The sequence below is a fragment of the Prauserella sediminis genome (genome assembly GCF_014195435.1).
Taxonomy (GTDB): domain Bacteria; phylum Actinomycetota; class Actinomycetes; order Mycobacteriales; family Pseudonocardiaceae; genus Prauserella; species Prauserella salsuginis.
Map to the genome: position 1 here is coordinate 1,396,072 of NZ_JACIBS010000001.1, position 21,680 is coordinate 1,417,751.

General features: G+C 68.6%; 25 protein-coding genes and 1 pseudogene. 10 read left to right on the forward strand and 16 right to left on the reverse strand.

Features of this window, described 5'->3' with window-relative positions; genetic code table 11:
* Window positions 1-26: 26 nt before the first annotated feature.
* On the reverse strand, window positions 27-1,343 hold the full coding sequence (locus FB384_RS06265; protein ID WP_183780067.1) for a lysine N(6)-hydroxylase/L-ornithine N(5)-oxygenase family protein: 1,317 nt from the start codon (window positions 1,341-1,343) through the stop codon (window positions 27-29).
* A gap of 167 nt (window positions 1,344-1,510) precedes the next feature.
* On the opposite strand from FB384_RS06265, the gene FB384_RS06270 reads away from it, so the two are divergent.
* Window positions 1,511-2,458 carry a methionyl-tRNA formyltransferase gene (locus FB384_RS06270; protein ID WP_183780070.1) on the forward strand — a complete coding sequence of 316 codons (948 nt, stop codon included), beginning with the start codon at window positions 1,511-1,513 and terminating at the stop codon, window positions 2,456-2,458.
* Between the two features lie 195 nt (window positions 2,459-2,653).
* On the opposite strand, the gene FB384_RS06275 is transcribed toward FB384_RS06270, so the two are convergent.
* From FB384_RS06275 to FB384_RS06310, 8 genes are all read right to left on the reverse strand, one after another.
* On the reverse strand, window positions 2,654-3,058 hold the full coding sequence (locus FB384_RS06275; RefSeq protein ID WP_183780073.1) for a type II toxin-antitoxin system VapC family toxin: 405 nt from the start codon (window positions 3,056-3,058) through the stop codon (window positions 2,654-2,656).
* Window positions 3,055-3,294 carry a FitA-like ribbon-helix-helix domain-containing protein gene (locus tag FB384_RS06280; protein ID WP_183780076.1) on the reverse strand — a complete coding sequence of 80 codons (240 nt, stop codon included), beginning with the start codon at window positions 3,292-3,294 and terminating at the stop codon, window positions 3,055-3,057. The genes FB384_RS06275 and FB384_RS06280 overlap by 4 nt, the downstream gene beginning before the upstream one ends.
* Window positions 3,295-3,356: 62 nt before the next feature.
* Window positions 3,357-4,370: an NADP-dependent oxidoreductase gene (locus tag FB384_RS06285; protein WP_183780079.1), complete on the reverse strand. Its 1,014-nt coding sequence runs from the start codon at window positions 4,368-4,370 to the stop codon at window positions 3,357-3,359.
* Window positions 4,367-4,807, reverse strand: coding sequence for an SRPBCC family protein (locus FB384_RS06290; RefSeq protein WP_183780082.1), 441 nt, complete (start codon window positions 4,805-4,807; stop codon window positions 4,367-4,369). Before FB384_RS06290 ends, FB384_RS06285 begins: the two co-directional genes overlap by 4 nt.
* Before the next feature lie 56 nt (window positions 4,808-4,863).
* Window positions 4,864-5,403 (reverse strand): YbaK/EbsC family protein, encoded by a 540-nt coding sequence (locus FB384_RS06295; protein WP_183780085.1) that lies wholly within the window; start codon window positions 5,401-5,403, stop codon window positions 4,864-4,866.
* A 169-nt stretch (window positions 5,404-5,572) separates the two neighbouring features.
* On the reverse strand, window positions 5,573-5,869 hold the full coding sequence (locus FB384_RS06300; RefSeq protein WP_183780088.1) for a DUF2516 family protein: 297 nt from the start codon (window positions 5,867-5,869) through the stop codon (window positions 5,573-5,575).
* An 83-nt stretch (window positions 5,870-5,952) separates the two neighbouring features.
* The gene (locus tag FB384_RS06305; RefSeq protein WP_183780091.1) at window positions 5,953-6,699 is read right to left on the reverse strand and encodes a hypothetical protein; all 747 of its coding nucleotides are present in this window, start codon (window positions 6,697-6,699) and stop codon (window positions 5,953-5,955) included.
* Window positions 6,700-6,705: 6 nt separating this feature from the next.
* The gene (locus tag FB384_RS06310; protein WP_183785068.1) at window positions 6,706-7,101 is read right to left on the reverse strand and encodes a helix-turn-helix domain-containing protein; all 396 of its coding nucleotides are present in this window, start codon (window positions 7,099-7,101) and stop codon (window positions 6,706-6,708) included.
* Between the two features lie 542 nt (window positions 7,102-7,643).
* On the opposite strand from FB384_RS06310, the gene FB384_RS06315 reads away from it, so the two are divergent.
* Both FB384_RS06315 and FB384_RS06320 read left to right on the forward strand, forming a co-directional pair.
* On the forward strand, window positions 7,644-8,330 hold the full coding sequence (locus FB384_RS06315) for a hypothetical protein (RefSeq protein ID WP_183780094.1): 687 nt from the start codon (window positions 7,644-7,646) through the stop codon (window positions 8,328-8,330).
* Window positions 8,331-8,391: 61 nt separating this feature from the next.
* Window positions 8,392-8,874 (forward strand): YbaB/EbfC family nucleoid-associated protein, encoded by a 483-nt coding sequence (locus FB384_RS06320; protein WP_183780097.1) that lies wholly within the window; start codon window positions 8,392-8,394, stop codon window positions 8,872-8,874.
* Between the two features lie 58 nt (window positions 8,875-8,932).
* Here FB384_RS06320 and FB384_RS06325 read toward each other — a convergent pair whose 3' ends face one another.
* Entirely contained in the window at window positions 8,933-9,298 is a 366-nt protein-coding gene (locus FB384_RS06325) for a VOC family protein (RefSeq protein WP_183780100.1), read from the reverse strand.
* 193 nt (window positions 9,299-9,491) lie between these two features.
* On the opposite strand from FB384_RS06325, the gene FB384_RS06330 reads away from it, so the two are divergent.
* Window positions 9,492-10,016, forward strand: a complete 525-nt coding sequence (locus tag FB384_RS06330; protein WP_323985141.1) for a CGNR zinc finger domain-containing protein — start codon at window positions 9,492-9,494, stop codon at window positions 10,014-10,016.
* 328 nt (window positions 10,017-10,344) lie between these two features.
* On the opposite strand, the gene FB384_RS06335 is transcribed toward FB384_RS06330, so the two are convergent.
* Window positions 10,345-11,634 (reverse strand): DUF445 domain-containing protein, encoded by a 1,290-nt coding sequence (locus FB384_RS06335; protein WP_323985285.1) that lies wholly within the window; start codon window positions 11,632-11,634, stop codon window positions 10,345-10,347.
* A gap of 83 nt (window positions 11,635-11,717) precedes the next feature.
* Here FB384_RS06335 and FB384_RS06340 point away from each other — a divergent pair, with 83 nt between their 5' ends.
* From FB384_RS06340 to yczE, 3 genes are all read left to right on the forward strand, one after another.
* Complete coding sequence (locus FB384_RS06340; RefSeq protein WP_183780105.1) at window positions 11,718-12,884, forward strand: pyridoxal phosphate-dependent aminotransferase; 1,167 nt, start codon at window positions 11,718-11,720, stop codon at window positions 12,882-12,884.
* 131 nt (window positions 12,885-13,015) lie between these two features.
* Complete coding sequence (locus FB384_RS06345) at window positions 13,016-14,143, forward strand: hypothetical protein (RefSeq protein ID WP_183780108.1); 1,128 nt, start codon at window positions 13,016-13,018, stop codon at window positions 14,141-14,143.
* A gap of 541 nt (window positions 14,144-14,684) precedes the next feature.
* Window positions 14,685-15,284, forward strand: a complete 600-nt coding sequence (gene yczE / locus FB384_RS06350) for a membrane protein YczE (protein ID WP_258945841.1) — start codon at window positions 14,685-14,687, stop codon at window positions 15,282-15,284.
* A gap of 4 nt (window positions 15,285-15,288) precedes the next feature.
* Here yczE and FB384_RS06355 read toward each other — a convergent pair whose 3' ends face one another.
* Window positions 15,289-15,873, reverse strand: coding sequence for a Clp protease N-terminal domain-containing protein (locus FB384_RS06355; RefSeq protein ID WP_221212655.1), 585 nt, complete (start codon window positions 15,871-15,873; stop codon window positions 15,289-15,291).
* Window positions 15,870-16,079: a helix-turn-helix domain-containing protein gene (locus FB384_RS06360; RefSeq protein ID WP_183780114.1), complete on the reverse strand. Its 210-nt coding sequence runs from the start codon at window positions 16,077-16,079 to the stop codon at window positions 15,870-15,872. Before FB384_RS06360 ends, FB384_RS06355 begins: the two co-directional genes overlap by 4 nt.
* 62 nt (window positions 16,080-16,141) lie before the next feature.
* Here FB384_RS06360 and FB384_RS06365 point away from each other — a divergent pair, with 62 nt between their 5' ends.
* The 3 genes from FB384_RS06365 to FB384_RS06375 all read left to right on the forward strand — a co-directional run bounded on the left by FB384_RS06365 (window position 16,142) and on the right by FB384_RS06375 (window position 18,462).
* Entirely contained in the window at window positions 16,142-16,930 is a 789-nt protein-coding gene (locus FB384_RS06365; RefSeq protein ID WP_323985142.1) for a protein phosphatase 2C domain-containing protein, read from the forward strand.
* A 54-nt stretch (window positions 16,931-16,984) separates the two neighbouring features.
* Window positions 16,985-18,079: a DUF998 domain-containing protein gene (locus FB384_RS06370; RefSeq protein WP_183780121.1), complete on the forward strand. Its 1,095-nt coding sequence runs from the start codon at window positions 16,985-16,987 to the stop codon at window positions 18,077-18,079.
* 173 nt (window positions 18,080-18,252) lie between these two features.
* Window positions 18,253-18,462 (forward strand): hypothetical protein, encoded by a 210-nt coding sequence (locus tag FB384_RS06375; protein WP_183780126.1) that lies wholly within the window; start codon window positions 18,253-18,255, stop codon window positions 18,460-18,462.
* 464 nt (window positions 18,463-18,926) lie between these two features.
* On the opposite strand, the gene FB384_RS06380 is transcribed toward FB384_RS06375, so the two are convergent.
* The 3 genes and pseudogenes from FB384_RS06380 to FB384_RS06390 form a co-directional block, all read right to left on the reverse strand.
* Window positions 18,927-19,178 carry a hypothetical protein gene (locus FB384_RS06380; RefSeq protein ID WP_183785753.1) on the reverse strand — a complete coding sequence of 84 codons (252 nt, stop codon included), beginning with the start codon at window positions 19,176-19,178 and terminating at the stop codon, window positions 18,927-18,929.
* A gap of 696 nt (window positions 19,179-19,874) precedes the next feature.
* Window positions 19,875-20,687, reverse strand: a pseudogene (gene ku / locus FB384_RS26750) (non-homologous end joining protein Ku); the annotation flags it as partial.
* A gap of 40 nt (window positions 20,688-20,727) precedes the next feature.
* Window positions 20,728-21,321 (reverse strand): HSP18 transcriptional regulator, encoded by a 594-nt coding sequence (locus tag FB384_RS06390; protein WP_183780134.1) that lies wholly within the window; start codon window positions 21,319-21,321, stop codon window positions 20,728-20,730.
* Between the last annotated feature and the right edge of the window lie 359 nt (window positions 21,322-21,680).

The following is a 21,680-nucleotide window of genomic DNA, read 5'->3' on the forward strand; positions in this document are numbered from 1 at the left end:
ATCGTCCTCGGCCACGTCCGTGTTCGTCACGACCCGCTGACGGCGAACTCGGCCGTCACCCGGGAGCTGCGTCGCTGCAGGACGGAGTCGAGGATCTCACCGGAACGGATCGCGTTGTTCGACAGCAGTGACGACGTGATGCCGTGGGTGTGCTCGGTGGCGCCGCCCTGCAGGTACACGCCGGCCGACAGGGCGGCACCGCCGTGCACCCGGTAGTCGCGTTCGATCCGCGGCCTGCCCGCCGGATCACGCGTGACGTGCGAGGCGAGCCCGTCCAGCTGGGCGTCGACGTCGGCGGGCAGGTATCCGGTGGCGTACACGACCACGTCGGCGTCGAGTACCGATTTCTCCCCGTTGCTGAGCGATTCGACCGTCGTCCGGACACCGTCGGCGGTCTCGACCACGTCGGTCGCGCGGGAGGCGTGAAAGAAGCGCAACCGCTCCTGCCCGAGCACCCGTTCGCGATACAGCCGCCGGTACAGGTCCTCGATGAGTTCCAGATCGACGACGGAGTAGTTCGTGTTGGCGTGATAGTCCATCAGGCGGTCCTTGACATCCTGGGGCGCGCCGAAGAACTCGTCGACCGATGCCGGGTCGAAGATCCGGTTGGCGAGCGGGCTGTCGTCGGAGGGGCTGTAGCCGAAGCGGGAGAACACCGCGCACACCTCGGCGTCCGGGAACGTCGAGTGCAGGTGCGCCGTCACCTCCGCCGCACTCTGCCCCGCGCCGACGACGACGAACCGCCGCGCGTCGCCCGGCACGGACGGCACGCGCTGCAGCAGTTCGCTGTTGTGCCAGACGCGATCGGACAGCTCGGCGCCGTCCGGTATCCGCGGCCGCAATCCGGTCGCGAGCACGACGTTCCGCGCTCGGTACACCGTTCCGGAGGAGGTGCGCACATCGACGCAACCGATCTCGTCGCCGTCGAACACCGGCTCGATGCCGGCGACCCGGGTGCCGTACGAGACCATGTCGCCGACCTGCGCGGCCGACCATTCGAAGTAGTCGTGGAACTCGGCCCGTAGCGGGAACAGCGTCTTGTGGTTGACGAATTCGACCAGCCGCCCGCGGTCGTGCAGATAGGACAGAAAGCTGAAGCGGCTCGTCGGATTCCGTAGCGTCGCGAGGTCCTTGAGGAACGACACCTGCATGGTTGCGTCATCGATGAGCATGCCGCGGTGCCAGCCGAACGAGGCCTGCTGTTCGAGGAACTGTGCCGTGACGGGCTCGGCCGCGTCCTCGTTGTACTCGGCGACCGCGATGGCGAGGGCCAGATTCGACGGCCCGAAACCCACGCCGACGAGGTCGTACACCGGTACATCGCCTGCGAGCCCCTGAGTCATACCAGTCCTATCGCCGAGACAGCCAGACAGAGGCTACCCTAACCTAACTAAGGGCTGCCTCAGTTAGACCTTTTGAGGGTGATCCTCGACTCCGACGTCAAGGGTTGTCAGCTTAGGTAAGCCTTGCTTCACTGGGTGCGTTTCGCCCACGACGTTACGGAGGACCGATGCGGGTCGTCATGTTCGGCTACCAGACGTGGGGGCACCGCACCCTGCGTGCGCTGCTCGATTCGGAGCACGTGGAGGTGGCGATGGTCGTCACGCACCCGAGGTCCGAACACGCCTACGAACGGATCCTGGCCGACTCGGTCGAAGACCTCGCCAGGGAGAACGGTGTCGAGGCGGTACTGGCGCAGCGACCCGACGACGCGCTCGTCGACAAGCTCCGTGAGGTGGCGCCCGATCTGATCGTCGCCAACAACTGGCGCACCTGGCTGCCGCCGGAGATCTACAACCTGCCCACCCACGGCACGCTCAACATCCACGACTCACTGCTGCCCGCCTACGCCGGGTTCTCCCCCATCATCTGGGCGCTCATCAACGGCGAACCCGAGGTCGGCGTGACCGCCCACATGATGAACGAGGAGCTCGACGCTGGCCCGATCGTCGGCCAGAAGTCCGTGACCGTCGGCCCGCGCGACACGGCCATCGACCTGGTCCACGCCACGGTGGAGAAGATCGAACCACTGGTGGCCGAGGCGCTGGAGTTCATCGCCGGCGGGCGCACCGACTGGACTCCGCAGGACCGGTCGAAGGCCAGCTTCTTCCACAAACGTTCACTCGAGGACAGCCGCATCGACTGGACGTGGCCCGCCGCGGACCTCGACCGGCTGGTGCGCGCGCTGGCCGACCCGTATCCGAACGCCTACACGTACTACAAGGGCGAGCGGATCCGCATCATCGAGGCGTCCGTGTCGGACGGCAAGTACGGCGGCACCCCGGGACGCATCTTCTATCCCGAGGGCAAGGGCGTGGCGATCGTCGCGGGTGCCGACGCGCGCTTCGGCCGGAACCACGGACTGCGCATCGAACGGGTGCGCACCGAGGACGGCACGGAATACGCGGGCACGGAATTCTTCACGAAGATGGGCGGCTACCTGACCTCGCACCCGTGAGGTGACGCCCCAAGGACACCTCGAGAACACACCCCGAGGACACCGAGACGCGCCGCCGGTTCGCGCCCCCGAAAAGTGCGCGAACCGGCGGCGACCACTGTCGAGCCGAGGCAGCACCGGTGGATCTCCTCGGCGACCGAACCCGGCGGACGCGGCGACCGGGCCGACGGATGTCACCGGCAGCGCCGGTCGCCGTCAGCGGAGTAGTTCGACCTTGCAGTTCAGTCCGGGTGCGCTGCTCAACCTGATGTCACCCGTCAGCAGCGGCATGTCCAACGCGGACGCGAGCACGACGTAGAGCCCGTCGTAGAACGTGATCGTGTGCCGCAGTGACCAGGTTTGTTCCAATAGGACCACCTGGTCGTACCGATCGTCGACGAGTCCGCGCAACGCCCGCAGGCCGGTCAACGCCTCGTCCCCGGTGATCTCGCCGCGCCGCTCGAGGGCCCGCAGTGCCTGACCGACCTCGGCGTCGATCAGATACGGCGCATGCACCCGACTGTCGGCGAGCAACTTCCGCAACGCCGCGCCGACGCCGTCCTTCCGCGTCAGCGCCGCGACGAGAGCCGACGCGTCGACGACGTACTCACTCGCGGTCACTCGCCACGCGCCTCGCGAAGCACCTCGTCGATGGAGCCTGCCGTCGCCCCCGGCGTCGCACAGGCGGCGAGGTTCTCCTCGACGGCCCGTACGTAGTCGGCCTTCGCACGTTCACGCGCAGCCTCGATGAGGTACTGGCGCATGTACGCCTGCAGCGACTGCCCCGCCTCGGCCGCTCGACGGCGGAACACGTCCGCGACCTCGTCGGGCACGTCTTTGACCTGGATGGTGGTCATGACATGACCATACCGAGATCGGCGCCGAAATGCATGCACTTCGGCGCCGATCCACCACCGTCTCACACGCGGACGAGCATCTTGCCCGTGTTGGAGCCGGCGAGCAGGTCGAGGAACGCCTGTGGCGCACTGCGAATGCCGTCGACGACGGTCTCGCTGTAGACGATCGATCCGTCGCCGACCAGCGGCGCGACCTCGTCGACGAACCGCGGGCGCGCGTCGAGGTGGTCGCCCACCAGGAAGCCGCGCATCGTGATCCGCTTGGCGATGAACTGCACCAGGTTGCGCGGGCCCGGCTGCGGCTCGGTCGCGTTGTACTGCGAGATCATCCCGCAGATGGCGATCCGCCCACCGAGGTTCATCGAGCCGATGGCCGCTTCGAGGTGCTCGCCGCCGACGTTGTCGAAGTAGACGTCGACGCCGTCCGGCGCAGCGGCCTTCAGCTGGTCGGCGACGGGCCCGTCCTTGTAGTTGAACGCCGCGTCGAACCCGAGCTCCTCGGTCAGCCACCGCACCTTCTCGGCGGACCCGGCGCTGCCGATCACCCGGGACGCGCCGCGCAGTTTCGCCAGCTGGCCGACCATCGACCCGACCGCACCGGCCGCGCCCGACACGAACACAGCGTCGCCCTCGGCGAACCGGGCCACGTCGAACAGGCCCGCGTAGGCCGTCAGCCCCGGCATGCCGAGCACCCCGAGGTAGGCCGGCGCGGGCGCCGACGTGACGTCGATCTTCGCGGCATTGTCGGCGTCGACGATCGCGTGCGTGCGCCAGCCGAGCTGGTGCAGCACCGTGTCGCCGACCGCCAGCCCGTCGGCGTTCGACGCGACGACCTCGCCGACCGCACCACCCGTCATCGGCTCGCCGACCTCGTAGGGCGCGGCATAGGACTTCGCCGAGCTCATCCGCCCGCGCATGTACGGATCGACCGACAGCCACGTGTTGCGCACGAGTGCCTGACCGGGTCCCGGCCGACCCGCGTCGACGTCGGCGATCTCGAAGTTCGCCATCGTGGGCGCGCCGTGCGGCCGTTCGGCGAGCCGGATCTCCACCGCGTTGTCACCGGACTCCGTCATGCCGTGGCCACCTTTTCCAGGTTGTCGAGCACACCGTCGTAGATACGCTTGAGGCCGGTCGGCGCGAACGTCTTCTCGAAGAAGCCGCCGATGCCGCCTGCTCCCTGCCAGGTGGTTTCGATGCGCACGGTCGACTTGTCGCCGGCCTCCTCGACGGTCCACGTGGTGACCATGCTCGAGTTGGCGTCGGTCTCCACGATCGTGCCCGGCTTCGGTTCGGTGACCGTGGCGGCGACGTCGCGCACGCGCTTCGACGTGGCCTGCAGCTTCCAGGTCGCGACCGTGCCCGCGCCGGTGCCACCGTCGCTGACGGCGTAGTCGCGGTAGGCCTCGGTGAGGATCTTCGGCCTGGTGTCGGTGTAGTCGGCGACGAGCGTGCGCACCGTGTCGGCGGGCGCGTCGATCGTCCGCTCGGCTATGGCGGTGACCTGTCCCATGTGCTCTCCCTGTTGATCGTGTGGCGGGTCGCGTCCGGCCGGGCGCTGACCCGGTTCTACTTGGCGAGCTCCTCGATGACCTCGGCTCCCGGCAACGCGGCGAGTGCCGACCCGGTGACGAGCAGTTTGCTGCCGCGGATGCCGCTGCCCACGATGAGTTCCGGCGCACGGGCCACCGCGGCGTCGACGAGGACCGGCCAGTCCGAAGGCAGGCCGATCGGCGTGATGCCGCCGTAGGCCATGTTGGTCAGCTCGACAGCCTCTTCCATCGGGGCGAACGACACCTTGCGCACGTCCATGCGCTTGCGAATGACGTTGTTGACGTCGGCGCGGGTCGTCGCGAGTATGAGCGCGGCGGCGTAGCGCACCTCGCCAGCACGTTTACCTGCGACGACGACGCAGTTGGCCGACGCTTCGAGCGGCGACGAATACGCCTCGCAGAACGCGGCGGTGTCGGCCAGCTCCGGATCGATCTCGGCGACGCCGACCGGCGCCTTGACGGAGTCGAGCGCGCCCGCGACCGGTTCGGCCATGAGGTCGGGACGCTCGACGGCCGACTGCACGGTGAGCGTCCCCGCGATGTTCCAGTCGTTCACATCGCCACCGTAGGTCACCCCGTCAGCATCGAGTCGCGGCGCATCGACGCGCCGAGCACCACCGGGTCGGCTCCGGGACATCACCGGGTCTGCTGCACCCGGGTCACGGGACGACGCTCGGGATGACAGGACGCGTGCCCGGAGTGTCGCCGGGCCGAGGATCAGCGCGTCACCAGGAGGAACCGCCGCGCTGGACCTCGATCAGCTTGGGGCGCACGTCGACGATGTAGACGAGCGCAGCCACGATGCCGGCCAGCCAGAAGATCAGCCCGGCGCCGTAGAAGTTGAACAGCAGCATCGCGAGCGTCGCACCACCCGTGATGCCCAGCCACATCGGCTTCGTGTGCCGGTCGGCTGCGGTGTAGGCGTCGGAGCGCTGGGTCAGCGCGTGTACGAAGGCGACCAGGCCGACGAGAGTGCCTGCCCAGTCGATGGCGAACACGATCCAGTACGCGAGATACGGCACGCCACTCAGCGTACGTCAGACGCCGAACACACTTCGGGCTCCGGTTGCGGTAACAACCGGAGCCCGAGGTGTGGACGGTCAGCTCAGTTGTCGCTCTTCGAACCGGTGGAGCCCGTCGACTTCTTCGCGGCGCTCGTGGTGCGGCGCGTGGTGGTCGACTTCGCGCTCGACGTGGTCGACGACTTGGTGGTGGTCTTCGGCTTGGCGGGCGTGGTGGCCTCATCGACGCTCGCCTCGGCCTTCTCTGCGGCGTCGGAGATCTTCTCCGCGGTCGCCTCGACGACCTCACCGGCGTCCTCGCCCGCGCCGCGCACCGTGGACGTCACCTTCGAGACGACGCCGTCGATGCCCTTGCGCACGTCGGCCGTGGCACCGTCGACACGCACCTGCACGGTCTGGAACGTCTCGCCGAGCTGGTCGGTGGCCTTCCTGACCTGCGGCTGCGCGAGCAGCTTGTCCCAGGCCTCCTCACCGGACTCGGCCAGCCGGTGGTACAGCTTCAGCGCGGCGTCGGTGTACTCGTCGAGCAGCTTGCGCAGCTCGGCCGGGTCGAGCTTGTCGCGGAGCCCCTCGAGCTCAGACGGCAGCTCCTCGAGGTTCTTCTTCGCGTCCTCGAAGCCCTTCTTGGCGTCCTCGACGCTCTTGCGGACAACGTCGCCGCCGTCGGTGTAACGCTCCTTGGCCTTGGCCAGCGCGTCGTTCACGGCGTGGCTCGCGAGGTTGCCTGCGCCCAGGGCGGCGAGCAGCGGGGTCTTGAGCTGGTCGACGGGGGTCTTGGCGCCGTCGTTCTCGGTCTTGGCGGATTCGGTCTTGGCGGTCTCGGTAGCCATGTCGGCTCACTCCTCGGCGTGCGGCTGTTCGGGTTCGGTTCCGGGCGTGCTCTCTTCGCGGTTCTGCCTGCGGAACGACTCGTAGACGTCGAGCAGAACCGTCTTCTGGCGCTCGGACAGCTCGGTATCGGCGCGGATCGCGTCGAGCACCGGGCCCCCTTCCGGCAGGTCGTCGAGAATTCCGGCCTGCACGTAGAGCGCCTCCGCCGAGATTCGCAACCCTTTGGCGATCTGCTGCAGGATCTCCGCGCTGGGCTTGCGGACCCCGCGTTCGATCTGGCTCAGATACGGGTTGGAAACACCGGCCAGTTTGGACAGCTGCCGCAGGGAGATCTTGGCGCTGCTGCGTTGTTGGCGGATGTACGACCCGATGTCCCGGCCGAGGTCGGCCATCTTGTCCATCGGTCCGGTCGCATCCTCATCCGTACCGGCGCCGGGTCGGCCGTCGCGGTCGCCGTCGACATCGTCGTCACGATGCTCGGCACCGTCCGACTTCCCCGTCACGCCTGCCACCTCCCTACGACGTTTTCCACGGTAACCACGAGTGCTAGCTATTGCAAGCACCCTGCTTGCACCCTTCGCGTGTGACGCCGAACACTCGTGACCGATCCGGGTGGCCCCGCCTCATCTGCGCCTTCCTCCGCAGGTCAGGTGTTACGGTCCCGACCGCCATCCCGGGGGAGCGCGCACCGCGCGGGGATACGAGGAGGGGGACATGAGTGACGGTTACGCCGTCAACATCGCCGAGCTGGGCACACTGATCAGGACACTCGAGGACGGCGCCGAACAGGTCCGCGACCGCCAGTGAGGCCGCGTGGCCGTTGGTCGCCGCGCAGACCCGCCGGATCGCCGACAGTCTCCGTTTCGACCCGCCCACCGAGCGGTCGCGATGACACAACCGGCCACGACGACGTCACAACACTCCGGGAAACGGGATCGAGTTGATGGTCACGGCACACGATTCGTTGCAGGACACGGTCGCGTTCGCCCTGCGGGACAAGCCGTTCACGTGGCTGCGGACCGAAGAGGTCACACCCAGTCCGCAGCACGTCGACACCGTCGCGCGGCAGTTCGGTGCGTCGGTCGTCCACGCACTCGGCTTGCCGCCCGGGCCGTTTCTCATGTTGATCAGCCGCGTTCCGATCCGGTCCATTCGGGACACGTGCATGCCGTTGCAGAAGCCGTTCCGGTCCCATCGACGGCGCTGCATAGCAGCCGCCATACCCATGGTGCCGTTGCTGGGGATGCTGGCCCTGAGCCTAGGCGCTACGACCGGCGAACCAGGTGTGCTGTTGGGGCTCGTTGCAGTCGGTGCGCTGCTACTTCCGGCATGGACGGCCGCGTTCGTGCTCAAGTTCCGCCGCCCCGGGCCGATCCTCGATCACCTGGTCTCCGCGCTGATCCGCGAGTTCGACGGGCGGAAGAGGGTGCGGATCTACGCGTTGTCGTACCGATTGCCCAGCAGAGATCTCTACTGCGCGGTCGCCTGGGAGCTCGGCTACACGCTGAAGAGCTACTACCGCAGCTTCGCGTTGTGGGGTGGGGACCGCAATCTCGTCAGGCTGACCTTCGAACGCCGCGACCGTGCCGACAGCGCGGAACCGGCACCTGCTCCGTACCAGGCGGGTTAGAACGACAACCGCCGAAGACCCGCCACCACTGATCACCGCACCAGGAGCGACGAGGGGTTCGATGACGGAACCGACCAGTGAACAGCTCATCGAACAGGCACGCGCCCAGGTACGACAGGACCGCAACAAGCAGGCCGAGTTCGACGAGCTGCTGTCGACTCTGGACGAGGCGAGAACGCAGCTCCATTCTCTACGAGCCACGGCGACCTCCCCCGACGGCACGGTGACCGTGACAGCCGGGGCCGGCGGCATCGTGCAGTCCGTGGAACTGTCGGACAACGCGCTGAGTAACACCAACGCGTCATCCCTGGCGTCGTCGATCAACGCGACGATCGCTCAGGCGATCCGGCAGGCCACCGAGAAGCACGTCGACCTCGTGCACCGGCACGTCGGCCAGGACGTCGGCATCGCCCGCATCCTCGGCCCCCAGGCAGCCTTCGCGCCGAGCAGCGGATCCGCTCCCGCCGAACCGCGTTCGGACACGCACCGCGGCCGACGTGACGACGACACGGATCCGTTCCACGACCCGCTCAAGCTGGGCTGAGACCTCACAGCCGGACCTCACAGCCGGGCCTCAGCAGACGGGCCTCAGCAGACGGGCCTCAACAGGCGCAGAGGCAGAACGGGTGGCCGTCCGGGTCGGCGTAGACGCGGAAGGTCTCGGGCTTGTCGTCGAGCAGCCGCGCACCGAGATCCAGCGTCCGCTGGTGTTCGGCGTCGAGATCGCCGACCGTGAAGTCGAGGTGCAGCATCTGCGGCCGCTCGTTCGACGGCCACGTCGACGGCCGATAGTCGGGGTCGCGCTGGAAACTGATGTCCGCCCCGCCGTCAGGGTTCACGAGCGTCACCCACTCGTCGTCCGAGTCGGGGTCGAGCTCCCAGCCGAGGAGCTTCCCGTAGAAGTCCGCGAGCCGATACGGCTCCGGGCAGTCCAGGGCGACACAGCCCAACGTCACCGATGTACTCATTCAGCGCCTCCTTGCGCTCGATTCACCCGACGGAACGGCGTCACAGCGGCACAGCCCGGTCACAGCTCCACAGCTTGGTCACAGCCGCACAACACGCCACCCCCACCACCAGGCCGACACCGTCATAACCAATGAACACATGATGCCGGTTACGAAAACCGGACGCAACCACTGTTTCCAATACACTGGTGACGTGGACGCGGACGTGAGGCTGGTGCTGGACTTCCTCAACACCGTCGACGTCGAGAAGGACGTCGACGTGCTGCGCTCCGTCACCGAGTGGCACGCGTGGACCCACGCGCGCGAGTTGACGCCGGGCTCGATCGACGACGCGCTCCGCGCCCGCCGGGTCCTCCGCGAGGCCGCGGGCGAGCCGGCAAGTGATCCCATCGCCGGGACCGATACCTCGCACACCGCGCGCGAGCTGCGAATACCCGTCGACGTCGCGTTCCGGCTCTCCCCCACTGCCGACCCGCAGCTGATCGCCGACGACGCCGTCTCGGCCGTGTTCACCGCGGCGATGCGGCTGGCCGTACTCGGCGACTGGCGCCGCATCAAGATCTGCCCTGCCGACGACTGCCTGTGGGCGTTCTACGACGAGTCCCGCAACCGTTCGCGCACGTGGTGTTCGATGCAGGTGTGCGGCAATCGCGTCAAGGCGCGCACGTTCCGCAAGCGCACCGGCTCAGCACCCGGCGAGGACTCCACAGCCGGTTGACCACAACCCACCGGACCTGTGGATAACTACGTGGATAACCCCACCCACTGTGGATAACCTCCCCCTCTCGGGTGGCCTGGACCACACTACGAGTGGACCGGACCAAGCCCGGCTGCAGCCACACGGTCACGCACCGCGACCGGCGGCAGGGCACCCCGGGGCGACCGAGCATGGGCCGACCGGGCATGGAGCGACCGAGCGTCCACCGGAGCCCGCCCACGCCCACACGACGAATCGAGGCCGGCGCGGGGCTCCAGGTCGACGGGGTAGCCCGCCCTGCCCCGCACCAGCACCAGCACCAGCACCAGCACCAGCACCAGCACGGGAATCAGAACAGCAGCTCACCGACCGTGTAGATGACCAGGCCCGCCAGCGCGCCGACGACCGTGCCGTTGATGCGGATGAACTGCAGGTCGCGGCCCACCTGGAGCTCGACCTTGCGCGAGGTCTCCTCGGCGTCCCACCGTTCGACGGTGTCGGTGATGATCGTCGTGATCTCCCGCGAGTAGTGCCGCACGACGTGTGCGGCGGCGTCCTCGATCCAGCCGTCGACCTTCCTGGCCAGCTCCGCATCCGCCTGCAACCGGCCGCCCAGCGTCTGCAGCCCTTCCCGTACGCGCGTTCGCAGTTCACTCGACGGATCCTCGGCTGCGGTGAGCAGCATGTCCTTCGCGGTCGCCCACGCCGAGCCGATCAGCTTCTTCACCTCGGGGTGTTCGACGAGCTGACGTTTCACGGCGTCCGCGCGCGCCATCGTCTCCGGGTCCTTCTGCAGGTCCTGGGCGAACTCGCTCGCGAACCGGTCGAGCGCCAGCCGCATCGGGTGGTTGACGTCGGTCTTCACGGCCCAGGCGAACGTCAGCACCTCGCCGTACACCTTGTCGGCCAGCATCTCGTCGACGAACCGCGGCGACCACGACGGCGCCCGTTCCGACACGACCCGCAGCACCGTGGCGTGGTTGGTGCGCACCCAGTCGTACGCGCGGTCGCACATCAGGTCGACGAACCGGTAGTGCGCGCCGTCGGTCAGCACCTGTTCGAGGAGCTTGCCCAGCGGCGGACCCCACTCGCGGTCGACGACGCGGCGGACGACGGCCTGTTCCATCACGGCCTGCACGTCCTCGTCCCGCAGCACCGTCACGGCGCCGCGCACGACGGTCGAAAGTTCCGCCGTCACCCGCTCGGCGTTGTCGGGCGCCGCAAGCCACTCGCCCGTACGCCGCGACACCTCGAGGCGCCGAAGCTTGTCCCGCACGACGGGTTCGGACAGGAAGTTCGCCCCGACGAAGTCGCCGAGGCTCTCCCCCAGCACGTTCTTCTTGTTGGGGATGATCGCCGTGTGCGGGATCCGGATCCCCAGCGGATGCCGGAACAACGCGGTGACGGCGAACCAGTCGGCGAGGCCGCCGATCATGCCGGCCTCGGCCGCGGCGCGCACGTAGCCGACCCATCCGGGCCAACCCTCGCTCTCGGCCCACCTGGCCAGCAGGAACACCACCGCCGCGCCGAACAGGAACGCGAGCGCCACCTGTTTCATCCGGCGCAGGCTCTGCCGTTTGGCCTCGTCGCCGGCGAGGCCACCGGACGGCGCCGGTGCCGGGGCGGCGGCACTCGACACCGGGGGCCCGGACGTCCCGGCGCCGGAAGTCACGTCGTCACTCGGTTGCTCCACACCCGCATTGTCCGTGAGGATCGATTCCCGTGCGCCCACCTCTCGTTTCCCGCCTCCAACCGTTCACGTCGACCGTCTTCGCGGAGATGACGGCACTGGCCACGCGCACCGGCGCGGTCAACCTCGGCCAGGGCTTTCCCGACACCGACGGGCCCACCGGAATGCTCGACGCCGCCAGGGACGCGCTGTACGGCGGTGCGAACCAGTACCCGCCCGGGCCCGGACGCCCCGAACTGCGCAAGGCCGTCGCCGAGCACCGCACGCGTTACGGCCTCCACTACGACCCCGACACGGAGGTCCTGGTCACGGCAGGCGCCACCGAAGCGATCGCCGCATCCCTGCTCGCGCTGGCCGACCGCGGCGACGAGGTGATCGCCATCGAGCCGTACTACGACTCGTACGCCGCCGCGATCGCCATGGCGGGCGCGCAGCGCCGCACGGTCCCGCTGGCCTCCGACGGCGAGCGATTCGCACTCGACGTCGACGCCCTGCGCGCCGCCGTCACCCCAGACACCCGCGCGATCCTGGTCAACTCGCCGCACAACCCGACCGGCACCGTGTTCACCCACGACGAGCTGACCGCCATCGCCGAGGTGTGCGTCGACAACGACCTGATCGCCGTGCAGGACGAGGTGTACGAACACCTGACGTTCGACGACATCGAGCACACCCCGCTGGCGACGCTGCCGGGGATGCGCGAACGCACCGTGTCGATCTCGAGTGCGGGGAAGACGTTCAACTGCACCGGCTGGAAGATCGGCTGGGTGTGCGCACCCGCGGAGCTAGTCGCGGCGGTGAAGACCACGAAGCAGTTCCTCACGTTCGTCTCCGGTGGGCCGCTGCAGCCTGCCGTCGCGTACGCGCTCGAACACGAGCTCGGCTGGGTCGAGCAGCTGCGGACATCGCTGGCGGCCAAGCGCGACCGACTGTCCAAGGGCCTCACCGAGGCCGGCTTCGCGGTGTGGCCGAGTGCCGGCACGTACTTCGTGTGCGCCGACGTGCGGCCGCTCGGCTTCACCGACGCCGAGGACCTCGCGTGGCGTCTCCCCGAGCTCGCGGGCGTCGCGGCGGTCCCCGTCAAGGTGTTCACCGACCACCCGGACGAGTGGAATCACGTGCTGCGGTTCGCGTTCAGCAAGCGTGACGAGGTGCTCGACGAGGCTGTCGAACGCCTGCACCAGCTACATCGGGGCTGAGACGTTCGGCCGGTCACGCACCCGCGATCGGTGGAACCCCCCGCCTCGGTGCTAGAAAGACCGCGGCCGGACCTGCGACGATCCCGGCCACCGGCCGACCGCCGGAAACGGCCAGACCGCGGGAGTGTGCGATGGGAAAGACGGTGGGCGTACGCGCCGCCGTCGTCGTGCGCGCTTTCGTGGTCGCCGCGTTCGCGCTGATCGCCTGGCTGCTCGTCACCGGTTCGGCGTCGGCTTCGACCACGTCCCCGGGGCCCACTCCGCCGTCGGGATCGGCCGTCGACACCGGCCCTGTCACCGCCTCCGACGACACGGCGGATCCTGCCGACGACGCGGGGCTGGGCGGCATCGCGACCGGCGACACCGACAGCACACTCCCGCATCGGGCCGAGAACGCAGCGCTCAGCACCCCGGACGAGCGCGAACCCACCACTCCCGCCGCACCCGAGCCCGCAACCGGCGAGCCCACGACCGCGGACGTCCCGGAAGGCACGGCCGAGTCCGATACGGCCACCACCAGCGATGCGGCCACCACCGATACGGACACCGCGCAGGTCGGAGCGGACGTGGCCGAGCCGGCACCGGATGCCGAGCCGGAGCCTGCCGTACCGGCATCCGGTGACTCCGGCGGCGGTCTGGTCGCGGACCTGACCGGCGACCTCGCCGACGGGCTGACGGGCCGCGACGAGGACGGCGTGCTGCACCGCGTGACCGACACGGTCGACCAGGTCGACCGTGTCGTGCGCGACAGCGTGGCGCAGGTCGAGCGGACCGTCACCGGCACGGTCGACGACGTCGCGGCACCGCTCGTTCCGGCACCGCAGCCGCAGCCGCCCGCCGACCCGGCCGACTCCGAGCCGACGCGCGATCCGGCGCCGGTCGAAACGGCACCCGTCCAGGCGGACTCGCCCGCCCCGGCACGCCCGGCCGCTCCGGCGACACCCGCCCAGCCCGCACCACCCCGTGCCACGGGCACCACGGCCGACACGATCACCGGGCAGACGGCTCCCGCGCCCCAGGCCCACGGCGAGCCGACGTCACACGCGTCGCCGACAGTCCCGGCGCCGACCGTCCCGAAGCCTGCGCCCGCGAGCTCGATCGCCGGCGCGAACTGCGACAACGGCGGCGGCCGCAGCCATCAGGGCGTACTGCCGTCCACGCCCGCAGTCGAGCGGCTGCACGTCCTCGGCGCCGCGAATGCGAGCGACGTCGACGTCGACGCGGTCCACCTGGGCCTTCCTCCCACCGCGCCGGACTGACCCCGACCGGCATCTCCCTCGGGCAACTGTGCCCATCGGGCGGTTTCCGCCCGCTTCCGTAGTGACCCATCGCGTGTGCCGCAGTGCGTACACGTGTCCGTTTCGGGGTAATCCGCATGTATCGACGACTTCCCGCTCGGCCGACCGCGCCTGGCCGAGACGGGTCCTGGCTCCGGCGCCGCGCTGCCCCCGCGGCGCCGGAGCCGTGTTCGGGTGCGCGCCGCATCGCCTCGCTCACCGCGCCAGGTGGGGCGATGTCGCCGCTGCGCACCTAGCCGCCGGGCGGACCGGCATAGCGAGGGGCGATGCCGGTTCCGCAGGCGGCACTCCGTGTCCGCGTGACACGGATGGAGCCGGTGCGCTGGGTCTGACGCCGTTTTCTGGAGTGACGGCACCCCCGGGATCCAGCGCACCGGCTCCGCCTTTTCGCACGCCTCCCGGAGTGACCGGCGTCCCACTGGGAGAACCCGATGGACCGCGCCGCCCGAGGCAGCCGATAGTGGTCCGTGTGGCAGCCACGGCGCAGTTCGAACTTCATCCGGTGACAGTGCGCCATGACCCGGCGCGGCGGTTGATCCAGCTGGTCGTGGGGCTGGTGCTGTTCGGCACGAGCATGGCGATGATGTCGCGATCGCTGCTCGGCCTGAACCCGTGGGACGTGCTCCACGAGGGCCTGATGCACCGCACCGGACTGACGTTCGGCACCGTGACCGTGGTGACGGCGGTGACCGTGCTGCTGTTGTGGATCCCGCTGCGACAGCGTCCGGGGATCGGCACGATCGCGAACGTCGTGCTCATCGCCGTATCGGTCGACCTGGTGCGGCTGGTACTACCGCCGCAGGAACACCTCGCGGTACAGATTCCGCTGCTGCTCGGCGGGGTCGTGCTGAACGGTCTGGCGACGGCGATGTACGTCGGAGCCCGACTGGGCCCGGGTCCGCGTGACGGCCTGTTCACGGGGCTGACGGCACGCACCGGTCTGTCGGTGCGCCTGGTGCGGACGGCGCTCGAAGTGTGCGTACTCGGCGCGGGCTGGCTGCTCGGCGGCACGGCCGGCGCCGGAACGGTGTTGTTCGCGCTGTCGATCGGCCCGCTGACTCAGCTGTTCCTGCCGTGGGTCGTGTGGCGTCCGCGCACGTGAACCGTCATACGGTGTTCCTGCGCTGCAACAATGCGCGGCGGAGCCGATCAGGGGATGCGCCTACGGCTGCGAGGACGTCGGCCGCCGGCCCCGGCACGGTGGCGAGCGCCGACAGGATGTGCTCGCCACCGATGGCGTCGTCGCGGACATCTTGCGCCTCCCGGAGGCTCGCTTCCAGCACGCGTTTCGCATCGTCGCCGAACGGCAGGTGCCAGCGGTTGCGACGCCGGCCAGGGTCCCCGGCGTCGGCCGTTCCCGCCGCCAGCGCACCCTCACCGTGGCGGTCTTCGACCCGGGCGACGACTGTGTCGACGTCGATGCCGAGGTCACGCAGGGCTCGCCGATCGGCTTCGCTCAGCCCGCCGTAACGGCGCAGTTCACTCACTCGATCGGTGATGACGCCCGGCCGCGCGTCGATCGCGGCGAGCAGGTCGAGGGCGCCGGTCCCGGCGGCGGTTCGGCCGGAGTCGACGACCGCGGTGAGCAGGTGCAGCGCATCGACCCGTGCGGAATCGTCGGCCTCGGCCCAGCCGACGGCCGTCGTGACGAGACTGCGTGCGTCCTTCGTGAACCGCTCGAACACGGTCATCGCCTCCCGTGCTTCTTGTGGACCGCCTGCCTGCTGACACCGAGCTCGTCGGCGATCTCCTGCCAGGACCAGCCGTGCACGCGCGCGCTGCGCACCTGCACCGCTTCGAGTCGCTCGAGCAACCTCCGCAGGGCAGCGACGGCGCGCAAGCCTGTACGGGGGTCGCTGTCACCCGCCTGGGTCGCCAGTTCGGTCGCGTTCGTCATGGTGTCAATTTAAGTTGACATAACGCACGTGTCAACAAGAGTTGACAACTATGGTGGTCCGCGTGCCACGGATCGAGATCGCCGAACAGGCCGGGACAGACCTGCGCGGCGATCCACGTCCGACCGAGGACCGCGTCGTCGTGGTCGACTCGGGCGGTGAACCGCAGACGGGCGCGATCGCCGTGCTTGACGGGGCGACCGAACAGCGTCCGGGACTGCCGAGCGGCGGCTGGTACTCCGAACGCCTGGCAGAGCGCCTGCGTGAGACGCTGCTGCGGTCATCCGGCCCGGAGGCGGCACTCGCGGAAGCGATCGACGTCGTCGCACGCGACCACGCTCTGCAGGCCGGGGCGAGCCCGTCCAGCACGGTCGCGCTCGCCCGCTGGTCGCCGGACGTCGTCGACGTGCTGGTCCTGGCCGACAGTCCGGTGGTGAAGTTCGGGACCGACGACGTCGAGGTCGTTGCGGACGAACGACTGTCCCGGCTGCGCACAGCAGGCCGGTTGCGCACTCGAGCGGCGGTGGACGCACTGCGCAACCACGACGGCGGATTCTGGGTGGCCGAGGCCGACCCGTCGGCTGCGGCGCACGCCGTCCAGGCGCAGTGGCCGCGTGCCGAGGTGGAGACGTTGATTCTCGCGACCGACGGCGTCGCCGCGGGCGTCACCGACTACGGGCTGTTCGACTGGCACGGTCTGCACCGGCTCGCGTACAAGCAGGGGCCGCAAGCCGTACTGGACACCGTGCGCGACGCGGAACGCTCCGACCGCGACCGGACCCGGTGGCCGAGACCGAAGATCCACGACGATCAGGCGCTCGCCGTGGTCGACTTCACCGCCCGATCCGGGTGATCTCAGGGGTTTACCCGGAACACACCGCTATGTCCGATGCGTTTATATGGACGTATGTCCAGCCCACCGTCGCACGCCAAGGTCCACACCGCGGACGTCGCGCGCACCCGTGCGTGGACGATCGCCGCGGCCGCAGGACTCGGCTGGGCCGTGTTCACGCTGGTCATCCTTCATTCGGTGAGCTCGTTCGACCCGTTGACCGACCCGCTGAGCCGATACGCCTTCACTGATCGCGGCGCCGGCATGCTCGAGGCGAGCCTGCTGTCCGCGGCCGTGGGCGTCGTGGCGGTGCGCGGCGCCGTGCTGTCCGCAGGTCTGCCGGTGAGCAGGACGACCTCGACGCTCGTGTACGCGACATCGACGGGCTTGGTCACGGCCGCGTTGTTCCCGGCGACCTTCAGTTCGGAGATCGACCCGGTGAGCGGCCGCATCCACCAGTACGCGAGCGTCGTGGCGTTCGCCAGCCTGCCTGCGATCGCCCTGTCACTGCTCGATGTCATGCGAGCGACCCCCGTTCTGGCTCGTGTCGCCTCGGCGTTGACGTTGCTGCTGCGGGTCGCACTGGTGAGCCTGGCGCTGTTCGGCGTCAGCTACGTCGCCGACGCGCTCTCGGGCGTACCCGGCTTCGCCGCGGTCGCCGACACCGTGTCCGTCGGGTTCACACAACGGATCGTCTTCATGGTGGACTTCGGCCTGCTCGCGGTGCTCCTCGTCGGCGCGATGCAGGGCGCCCGCGGATCAGCCACGGCGCCGACCTCGATGCCAGTGTCGACCCCTGCACCCGCGACCGCCTCGCCTGCCGGCTCCCCGATAGCCGGGCCGCCGGCGGCAGCATCTTCGGCCGCGGGGCTCACCGTCGGGCATGTGTCCGCTAGCTCCGCCGCCGCACAGCATTCACCAACGGTTGCGTCGCCCACGGTCGCCTCGTCCACCGTTGTGTCGCCGGCAGCGCCTGCGGCCACGGGACCCTCGCCCGCAGGCTGCCCGGCCGGCGAGTCCTCGCCTGCCGGCGACTTCGGTAGCGCCAGCGGGGAGTCCAGCCACTCCGTCACCCGCGAGACCGTCGACGACGACGCGAGCCGGTACGCCCAGCGCGGCTTCGGTAACACCGATCGGCAGCGCAGCGACAGGACCAACGTCGTCACCTGATCAGACCCGGCCCACGACACTGTTCGTGAAACGACGTCCGTCACACACCGTCCACATCGGACCTTAGTTGTCCACGGCACATTTTCCGGCCGATCGGGAAACACAACGTGTGGCTCATACGTTTAACGGGTAGCTGCAGGACGCAGCCGGCACACGATTTCGGGGAGTAAACCGTGAACGCACACAGCCCGACCGCTCCGACCCAGAACCCGCAGCCGTCGCTACCCCGCGTCGACGAACCGGACGCCGCGCAGCGCCGCCGGGCCGTGCGCGCTATCGCATCGGCGGCACGCGACGCCGAGGACTGCGCACTGCTCCTCGACGCGCTCGGCTTGGATCCCGAGGAGGGACGGACCACCCTGCCGTCGCAACGTGATCAGTGACGCGCGGACAGTGACCGAACGCCGGTCCCACCACGCTCAGTCGATTCACGCTCGGTCGATTCACGCTCGGGTCGATTCACGCTCGGTCGATCGCGTCGCGGCGACTGCATCGCTCCGACCACGTCGCGCCGACGGGCGTTCTACCGACCCGCGCATAGCCGGCCACGTGGCACCGCGACCCCTTTGCATCCGACCCGGTACAGCTGAGCTGACCCGGATGTCGGGGCCGCCGCGTACTGCACCAATCCGAACACGAGCTGCCGCTGACACGTGAGCCGTGCGCCGCATCGAACCGAGCGTTCGGTTGCGAACGTCGTCGACGTCAGGACTGAAGAGTCTCGACCACAACACACTCGACCACAGCACACTCGACTGGAGCGCACGCAGGCCGGAGCACGCAACCTGAAGCGAGGTCGGCGTCTGGGCAGTTCTGGATGCGGAACGGGGCCGTCACCCCACAGGCCCTACGACGCTTGCAGCAGCTGATCCTGTGGAAAGTCCGCCCCCATCGCCGACGGATCCACCTGCCCGAGCAGGTGCAGGTGCGCGGCACACCCGCAGCCGCCCTCCACTGCTTCGCAGTCAATGACCAGAGAGTGCCGATCAGCCCCGAAGCTGAGACAGGCCATGTCCGTGCACTCGACGAACCCGGACACGTGTTCCACCAGCGTTCCGTGGCAATGGTCGATGCCGGCCTCGCAGCTCGAACAGGTCATGGCTCCTTAGTACCACCGCCTATCCGCACCTCCGGGACAGACACGCCCGCATGTGACGACGGCCCGCCCGAACCACCCATGCCGTTGGCCCGAACTGCACGATCGAAACCCGAACGACACGGCCGAACGACGCACTCGGCAGTCGCATCACTCGAACGCTCGGAGGGCCACGGCACCTCAGACGGACTTGCGGGCGGACCGGCTCGAACCGCCACGTGGCGCCTTCTCCGTTCCGGAGGTTTGGCCATCCGACGCAGTGGCCTTGTGACCCGCCCCGGATCCACTCGAGGGCCGGCCACCCGAGGACTCGCTCTCCGAGGGTTTGCTTCCTGAGGTTTTGCTTCCTGAGGACTTGGTCTCCGAGGTTTTGCTTCCCGAAGTTTTGCTTGCCGAAGTGGTCGCCGAACCCTTGGCGCCCGACTTCTTCGCCCCCGACGACTTCTCGTTCGACGACTTCGCGCTCGTGGAGCCGCTGCCCGAGGACCTCGCGCTCGTCGTTTTCGTTTCGGCCGACTTGGAGCCCCGCCCCTTGCCGCCGTCCGCTTTGGAACCCGCGGACCGGGCTCGCGCAGTCCTGCCTGAGCTTGTCGATCCTGCGTTCTCGTCGGAACTTTCGCCCGCGTCGCCGGCCTCCCCGTCGTCCGCCCGCGAGTCGTCCGACTGCTCCGACGAGGTTGTTGATGCGGCTCCGCCATCGGCCGAGGCCGCATCCCCGTCCGACCCCGCACCCCGCGCCTCCTTCGCAGCCGTCACGCTCGCTTGCAGTGCCGACATGAGGTCGGTGACCTCGGGTTCGGATGCGGTCTCGGGTGGGTGTTCGGTCTCTTTGCCGTCGATCTTCGACTGGATCAGGTTCAGCAGCGCCTCGCGGTAGCTGTCCCGGTACTTGTCGGGTTCGAAGACACTGTCGGAGAGCGAATCGATGAGTGAACTCGCCATCGACATTTCCTGTGATCGAACCTCCGGCGCGTCCTCCCGCAGGAACGGAAAATCGACCTCGCGCACCTCGTCGGGCCACAACATCGTCGTCAGCACCATGACGTCCGAGACGACCCTCAGCACCGCCAGCGATTCGCGCTGCCGGATGGCCACCTTCGTGATCGCGACCTGTCCGGATTTGTGCAGCGCATCGCGCAGCAGCACGTACGGCTTGATCGCGGCTTTCTGCGGCTCGAGGTAGTAGCTCTTGTCGAAATAGATCGGATCGATCGCTTCGAGCGGAACGAACTCCTGCACATCGATCGACCGCGAGGTCGAGATCGGTAACTCGGACAGTTCCTTGTCCGTCAGCACGACCATGCCGCCGTCGGAGAGTTCGTAGCCCTTGGCGATATCGGCGTACGGCACTTCCTCGCCGTCCACCGTGCACACACGTTTGTACTGAATGCGTCCACCGTCGGCCTCGTGCACCTGGCGCAGCGACACGTTCTTGCTTTCCGTCGCCGCGTACAAGTGGATCGGAATCGTCACGAGCCCGAAGGACACCGCACCCTTCCACATGACGCGCATACCGAGAACGGTACGCGTTTTCGCAGTTCATCGACACCGATCACCGCCTGACCCTTCGGTCGATGGCCTCGCTCCGGACGTGCTCGACCTCCGAATTCACGCCGTCGACCTGCGCCGCCAGTTCCGGATGACTGTCGCGCAGATGGGCCGCTGCCGAGACCATCGGACCGATCAACAGCACCGGATCGTCCTTGCCGAGCGTCCGCGAAACCACATCCACGTACGGCCTCGCTTCGTCACCCACATCGTCGAGTGACCCGACCAATGCCGCGAGCTTGCGGACCACCTCGGAGTTGTCCTGAGCCCACGCTCGAACCGCCCGGTGCCCGGCTCGGCGATCACGCTCGGCCTGCACCCGCCCGTCGGCCGTCAACCCGAGTTCGTGTTCGGGTTTGTGCAGCCGCAGATACCGCCGTTCCGCGGCCTGCCTGCTCGCGACCCCCAACGCAGGTGCGAGGTCGGCCCAGCTCACACCCAGCCGACGTGCGGCACCGATCAGAAGCGGCTCCCAATCGGTGAGCTCGTCACGCAGCTCGCGCAACACTGCGAGTGCGGACACCACGTCGTCCGCACTCTCCACGTCGTCGTCGACGGCTCGTTCGACCGTCTCACGCAGTCCCTCGTAGCGATCCACATCGTCAACGTAACGACGACATCGAACACTTGTCAACGGATCGACGACAGTGGTATCAATGGAGTCCAAGCAATCAGGGCTGCGGCCACACCGCCCGCAGATCCCCGGCAGCCACAGTGGGCGACGCTTCGGCAGTGACAGGTCGCCCGGATCGGGGTTGACTCACGGGGCCTCGCCGGAACTAAAGTTTCTTGTGACGATATTGAAATTTCATATTCCGAAAAAGGAGATATCAGTTCGGCGTCCGTCGACTTCCATCCCTCGACGTGGTACCCGGGAATCGGAACCCACGGACACCGGAGAGAAGAGCGGACCGGACCTGATCCGCCCGCCCGAGCCCCTCAGTCTCGGGCCGACGT

What these genes read in the sequence shown, in the direction of transcription:
- FB384_RS06355 (WP_221212655.1), bottom strand. Translation starts at nt 15,873, where the DNA reads ATGACCGTGTTCGAGCGGTTCACGAAGGACGCACGCAGTCTCGTCACG.
- FB384_RS06380 (WP_183785753.1), bottom strand. Translation starts at nt 19,178, where the DNA reads ATGACCTGTTCGAGCTGCGAGGCCGGCATCGACCATTGCCACGGAACG.
- FB384_RS06305 (WP_183780091.1), bottom strand. Translation starts at nt 6,699, where the DNA reads ATGGCTACCGAGACCGCCAAGACCGAATCCGCCAAGACCGAGAACGAC.
- FB384_RS06270 (WP_183780070.1), top strand. Translation starts at nt 1,511, where the DNA reads ATGCGGGTCGTCATGTTCGGCTACCAGACGTGGGGGCACCGCACCCTG.
- FB384_RS06290 (WP_183780082.1), bottom strand. Translation starts at nt 4,807, where the DNA reads ATGGGACAGGTCACCGCCATAGCCGAGCGGACGATCGACGCGCCCGCC.
- FB384_RS06325 (WP_183780100.1), bottom strand. Translation starts at nt 9,298, where the DNA reads ATGAGTACATCGGTGACGTTGGGCTGTGTCGCCCTGGACTGCCCGGAG.
- FB384_RS06285 (WP_183780079.1), bottom strand. Translation starts at nt 4,370, where the DNA reads ATGACGGAGTCCGGTGACAACGCGGTGGAGATCCGGCTCGCCGAACGG.
- FB384_RS06310 (WP_183785068.1), bottom strand. Translation starts at nt 7,101, where the DNA reads ATGGACAAGATGGCCGACCTCGGCCGGGACATCGGGTCGTACATCCGC.
- FB384_RS06320 (WP_183780097.1), top strand. Translation starts at nt 8,392, where the DNA reads ATGACGGAACCGACCAGTGAACAGCTCATCGAACAGGCACGCGCCCAG.
- FB384_RS06345 (WP_183780108.1), top strand. Translation starts at nt 13,016, where the DNA reads ATGGGAAAGACGGTGGGCGTACGCGCCGCCGTCGTCGTGCGCGCTTTC.
- FB384_RS06360 (WP_183780114.1), bottom strand. Translation starts at nt 16,079, where the DNA reads ATGACGAACGCGACCGAACTGGCGACCCAGGCGGGTGACAGCGACCCC.
- FB384_RS06370 (WP_183780121.1), top strand. Translation starts at nt 16,985, where the DNA reads ATGTCCAGCCCACCGTCGCACGCCAAGGTCCACACCGCGGACGTCGCG.
- FB384_RS06315 (WP_183780094.1), top strand. Translation starts at nt 7,644, where the DNA reads ATGGTCACGGCACACGATTCGTTGCAGGACACGGTCGCGTTCGCCCTG.
- FB384_RS06280 (WP_183780076.1), bottom strand. Translation starts at nt 3,294, where the DNA reads ATGACCACCATCCAGGTCAAAGACGTGCCCGACGAGGTCGCGGACGTG.
- FB384_RS06265 (WP_183780067.1), bottom strand. Translation starts at nt 1,343, where the DNA reads ATGACTCAGGGGCTCGCAGGCGATGTACCGGTGTACGACCTCGTCGGC.